At 69.9% G+C, this 5048-nt stretch carries 7 protein-coding genes and 1 pseudogene; all 8 read right to left on the reverse strand.

Annotated elements, in window-relative coordinates; all coding sequences use genetic code 11:
- Window positions 1-67 precede the first annotated feature (67 nt).
- Window positions 68-385, reverse strand: coding sequence for a phosphoribosyl-ATP diphosphatase (gene hisE, locus AC1VTH_RS06555; RefSeq protein WP_481335366.1), 318 nt, complete (start codon window positions 383-385; stop codon window positions 68-70).
- A gap of 2 nt (window positions 386-387) precedes the next feature.
- A complete protein-coding gene (hisI, locus tag AC1VTH_RS06560; protein WP_481335367.1) occupies window positions 388-726 on the reverse strand; it encodes a phosphoribosyl-AMP cyclohydrolase in 339 nt (112 codons plus the stop codon).
- Window positions 727-889: 163 nt separating this feature from the next.
- Window positions 890-1672, reverse strand: a complete 783-nt coding sequence (gene hisF, locus AC1VTH_RS06565; protein WP_481335368.1) for an imidazole glycerol phosphate synthase subunit HisF — start codon at window positions 1670-1672, stop codon at window positions 890-892.
- The gene (locus AC1VTH_RS06570; protein WP_481335369.1) at window positions 1672-2415 is read right to left on the reverse strand and encodes a 1-(5-phosphoribosyl)-5-[(5-phosphoribosylamino)methylideneamino]imidazole-4-carboxamide isomerase; all 744 of its coding nucleotides are present in this window, start codon (window positions 2413-2415) and stop codon (window positions 1672-1674) included. The genes hisF and AC1VTH_RS06570 overlap by 1 nt, the downstream gene beginning before the upstream one ends.
- On the reverse strand, window positions 2412-3113 hold the full coding sequence (gene hisH / locus AC1VTH_RS06575; RefSeq protein ID WP_481335370.1) for an imidazole glycerol phosphate synthase subunit HisH: 702 nt from the start codon (window positions 3111-3113) through the stop codon (window positions 2412-2414). The genes AC1VTH_RS06570 and hisH overlap by 4 nt, the downstream gene beginning before the upstream one ends.
- On the reverse strand, window positions 3113-3700 hold the full coding sequence (gene hisB / locus AC1VTH_RS06580) for an imidazoleglycerol-phosphate dehydratase HisB (RefSeq protein WP_481335371.1): 588 nt from the start codon (window positions 3698-3700) through the stop codon (window positions 3113-3115). The genes hisH and hisB overlap by 1 nt, the downstream gene beginning before the upstream one ends.
- Window positions 3693-4793: a histidinol-phosphate transaminase gene (gene hisC / locus AC1VTH_RS06585; protein ID WP_481335372.1), complete on the reverse strand. Its 1101-nt coding sequence runs from the start codon at window positions 4791-4793 to the stop codon at window positions 3693-3695. Before hisC ends, hisB begins: the two co-directional genes overlap by 8 nt.
- Window positions 4794-4796: 3 nt before the next feature.
- Window positions 4797-5048 (reverse strand): annotated as a pseudogene (locus tag AC1VTH_RS06590) (hypothetical protein); the annotation flags it as partial.

Genomic DNA, 5048 nt, shown 5'->3' on the forward strand with positions numbered 1-5048 from the left:
ACGCGAGCGTCGACGCCCCACGCGCCGACGGCTCGTGGCAGACGCTGCCGCTTCGCTAGCGGCGGCGCTACTTCATGCGGGCGTTGAGCTCGCCGGCGAGCTCGTCCAGGGTGACGCCGTAGCGCTCGAGGGTCACGAGCAGGTGATACACCAGGTCGCCAGCCTCGTAGCGGATGTGGTCGTGGTCGTTGTCCTTGCAGGCCATGATGACCTCGCTCGACTCCTCGGCGAGCTTCTTGAGCAGCTCGTCCTCCACGTCGGCGAGCAGGCGCGCCGTGTAGCTCTCCTCGGGCGAGGCGTCGCGGCGGCCGTGGATGGTGGCGGCGAGGCCCTCGAGCGTCTCGCCGATGTTGCCGGGCTGGACGTTGGCGGTTCTAACTCCCATGACTAGTCCTCTCCGCCCGCGGGCGCGGGCGCGTCGAAGATGCGGTTGAAGAAGCAGCTACGCGCGCCGGTATGGCACGCGGGACCGGGCGAGTCGACCCGAACGAGCAGGGTATCGGCGTCGCAGTCTGCGTCGATGGAGACCACGCGCTGCATGTTGCCGCTGGTGGCGCCCTTGTTCCAGAGCTCCTGGCGGCTGCGGCTCCAAAACCACGTGGTGCCCGTCTCGCGCGTCAGGCGATACGACTCGGCGCTCATCCAAGCCACCATGAGCACCTCGCCGGTGTCCCACTGCTGCACCACGGCGGGGATTAAGCCGCGGTCATCGAATTTGAGTTCCACATTCAAACCTTTCGGTCAGCAAATACGAGGCCCGCGTTCGGCCCCCCTCATGTCGGCGAGGCTGTTCACGGTGCGTCAGATGGAGCGACAAGCGAGCGTGGCGTACGGAGGTGCGCAAGCGAAGTTTTGAACGCCAAGATGGCGTGCCGTGGACGGCCGCAGCCTAGAAGTCGAGACGAACGGGAATGCCTTGGCTTGCCATGTACTCCTTCACCTGGCGGATGCTGAACGTCCCAAAGTGGAAGACGCTCGCAGCGAGCACGGCGTCGGCCTCGCCCTCGATGATGCCTTCCGCGAAGTGCTCGAGGGTGCCCACACCGCCGCTCGCGATCACGGGGATGGGCACGGCGCGGGCCACGGCGCGCGTGAGGGCCAGGTCAAAGCCGGCCTTGGTGCCGTCGCGGTCCATGCTCGTGAGCAGGATCTCGCCGGCGCCGCGACGGGCCGCCTCGCGCGCCCACTCCACGGCGTCGAGGCCGGTGGCGTGGCGACCGCCCGCGGTGTAGACCTCCCAGCGGTCTGCCCCAGGGGCGCCGGGGGTGCCCACGCGCTTGGCGTCGATGGCGCAGATCACGGCCTGCGAGCCAAACGCGCGCGCGGCCACGCTGATGAGCTCGGGGTTCTTGACCGCCGCGGAGTTGAGCGAGACCTTGTCGGCACCCGCCGCCACCATGCGGCGCATACCTGCCAGGTCGCGGAAGCCGCCGCCCACGGTATAGGGAATGGCCAGCTCGCCGGCAGCACGGGCCGCCATGGCGAGCGTGGTCGCTCGGTCGTCGCTCGTGGCCGTGATGTCGAGGAAGACCACCTCGTCGGCGCCCTCGCGGTCATAGGCCGCGGCGAGCTCGACGGGGTCGCCGGCGTCGCGCAGGCCGACGAAGTTGACGCCCTTGACCACGCGGCCGTCCTTGACGTCGAGGCAGGGAATGACGCGCTTCGTGAGCATCAGGCCTCACCCCTCGCGGCCGCGAGCGCCTCGGCCAGCGTAAAGTTGCCCTCGTAGAGCGCGCGACCCGTGATGGCGCCCTCAATATCGTCGTCGCCAGCGGCGGCAAGCGCGCGAATGTCATCCAGGCTCGTGATGCCGCCGCTCGCCACGACGGGAAGGCCCGCCGTGGCGGCCACGTGGCGGTAGGCCTCGACGTCGATGCCGGTCTGCATGCCGTCGCGGGCGATGTCGGTAAAGACGAGGTGCCTAAAGCCCAGCTCACGCAGGTGGCCCACCACGTCGTCGAGGCTGCGCGAGACGTCGTCGCGCCAGCCGTTCACCTTGACCTGGCCGTCCCTCGCGGCAACGTCTGCCACGAGCAGGCTGCCAAAGCCCTTGGCGACGACCTCGGCAAAGGCGGGCTCGCGCACGAGCACGGTGCCAAGGGCAATGCGCTTGGCGCCCATGGCCTTGAGCTCGTCGATGCGCGCAAGCGAGCGCACGCCTCCCCCAACGTCCACGGACAGGCCCTCCACCTCGCAGATGGCGCGGATGGCGGCGTCGTTGGCGGCGCGGGCCTCGTCGTCCTCCTCGAAGGCGCTCGAGAGGTCGACGACGTGCACCCAGCGCGCGCCCTGCTCGGCAAACGAGCGGGCCACGGCGGCCGGGTCGTTTGAGTAGACCTTGCAACGGCTGCGGTCGCCGCGCTCGAGGCGCACGACCTTGCCGGCGATGAGGTCGATGGCGGGGAACAAGATCATGCGGTGGCACTTCCTTCCACGATGCGCACGAAGTTGCGCAGGATCACCAGGCCCGTGCCCGAGCTCTTCTCGGGATGGAACTGGCAGCCATAGGCGTTGCCCTCCCACATCACCGAGGCAAAGCTGCGTGCGTAGTGCGTGCGCGCGGCGACGTTTTGCTCGGCCACGTCGGCGTCGGCGGCGTAGGAGTGCGTGTAGTAGACGTTGGCGCCCTCGGGCACGCCGGCAAGCAGCGGGCAGGCGCGGCCCGCCTCGGTGACGTGCAGCTGGTCCCAGCCCACGTGGGGCACCTTGAGGCGCTCGCCCGGTAGGCGGGTGCAGCTTCCGCGCATGAGGCCAAGGCCGGCCGTCCAGGGGGCATGCGGGGCGTCTGCCGGGGTGCCCTCGTCACCACGCTCGAGCATGAGCTGCAGGCCCAGGCAGATGCCGAGGATGGGCGTGCCGGCGGCCACGGAGCGCCCGACGGCCGCGGCCTGGCCGCTTGCCTCCATGAACGACATGGCATCTGCGAAGGCGCCCACGCCGGGCAGCACGAGGCCGGCGGCACCCTCGATGGCGGCCGGGTCGTCGGAGACCTCGACGGCCTCCCAGCCCGCGCGCACAAGGCCGCGTGCCACGCTCGAGAGGTTGCCCTTGTGGTAGTCGATCACCACGATCTTGCCCGCATGGGACAGTTGCTCAGGCAGGTATTGTCCCATCACAGCGATCCCTTCGTCGAGGGAACGCCGGTAACGCGGTCGTCGAGCTCCACGGCAAAGCGCAGGGCACGGCCCAGCGCCTTGAACGCGGCCTCGATGATGTGGTGCGAGTTGCCGCCCGCAAGCTCGCGCACGTGCAGCGTGAGCGCGGCGTCGCGCGCAAAGCCAATGAAGAACTCCTCGGCCAGCTCGCAGTCGAACGTGCCCACCTTCTGCGTGGGGAGCGACAGGTCTACGTAGGCGGCGCCGCGGCCCGAGACGTCGATCGCAGCCTGCACGAGGGCCTCGTCCATGGCGATGCAGGCGTCAGAGAAGCGGCCGATGCCGCGCTTGTCGCCCAAGGCCTGGCGCACGGCCTGGCCCAGCACGATGCCAACGTCCTCGACGGTGTGGTGGTCGTCGACCTGGGTGTCGCCGATGGCGCTCACCGTGAGGTCGAACAGGCCATGGCGGGCAAACGCGCACAGCATGTGGTCGAGAAACCCCACGCCCGTGCTTACGCTCGTGGCGCCGCATCCGTCGAGGTCGATGGTGAGGGTGATGTCGGTCTCCGCGGTTGCGCGGTGGATGGTGGCGCTCCTAGGCATTGGCAGCCTCCTCTAGGACGAGCGCGGACAGGGCCTCGATGACGGCGTCGTTCTCCTCGGGCGTGCCCACGGTGATGCGCAGGCAGTCCGCAAGTCCCGGCGCGTAGCTAAAGTCTCGCACGAGAATGGAGTAGTCGTTGCGCAGGCGCTCGCGAATGCGGCTGGCGCGCGCCACGCGCACGAGCAGGAAGTTACCCTGGCTGGGCCACACGCGCACGCCCCCGACGCGCCCGAGCGACGCGCGCAGGCGCTCGCGCTCGCCCACGATCTTCTCCACCACGGGGGCAAAGGCCGCGCGCTGCTCCACCGCCACGAGGGCGGCGGCTTGGGTGAGGACGTTCACCGAGTAGATCTGGCGCACGGCGGCCAGCGCGTCGATGACGTCGGGCGCGGCCAGGATGTAGCCGCAGCGCGCCCCCGCGAGAGCAAACGCCTTGGAGAGCGTGTGCAGCACAAGCAAGTTGTCGCACTCGGCAAGCAGGGGCTCTGCGCTCGTGCCCTGCTCGGCAAACTCGACGTAGGCCTCGTCGACGAGCACGAGGCCCGGACAGGCCTCGCACAAGCGGCGCACGAGGCCCGCGCCCGCCACGTCTCCGGTGGGGTTGTTGGGCGAGGTCAGGACCACCAGGTTGGCGCTACTCGCGGCCGCCACGAGCTCGTCCTCGCGCGGGGCAAGGGTACCGGGGTCGCGCCAGACGTCGACCACCGCGGTCTGGGCCAGCTCGGCAAAGAAGGCGTACTCGGAGAAGGTGGGCGGTACGTTCACCAGGGTGCGGCCGGGGCCGCCAAAGGCGAGCACGAGGTTGTAGAGCAGCTCGTCTCCGCCGTTACCCACGATGACGTTCTCGCGAGACAGGCCGTGACGGGCGGCCAGGGCATCGCGCAGTTCGTTGCTCATGGGGTCGGGGTAGCGGCTGGTGGGCGTGGCGGCAAGCGCGGCATCCATGGCGGCGCGCACCTGGGCGGGCACGCCATAGGTGTTCTCGTTGGCCGAGAGGTTCACGCGCGTGGGCGCGAAGTTGGGGTCATAGGGCTCGAGGGTGCGCAGGTGCGGCTGCACGAGGGCCTGCATGCGGGGCGAGAGCTGGGCCATGCCTTACGCCTCCTCGCCATATCCGGGCAGGTAGGCGGGCGCCGGCGCCGCGAGCTGCGTGGGCCAGGCGATGGCGCCCGCGTCGAGCGTCGCCATTACGGGGTCGGCAAAGCGCTCGGTGCCCTCGTCGATGAGCTTGAGGCGCATGCCCACCGACAGGGCGTGGGCCCACAGGCCCTCGGACTGCGCAAGCGCCTGCACGGCGGGGCCGTCGTGGCTAAGGCCCGCCGTGCAGGCGCTTGCGCAGTCCGAGGG

The sequence above is a fragment of the Parolsenella sp. genome (genome assembly GCF_982402205.1).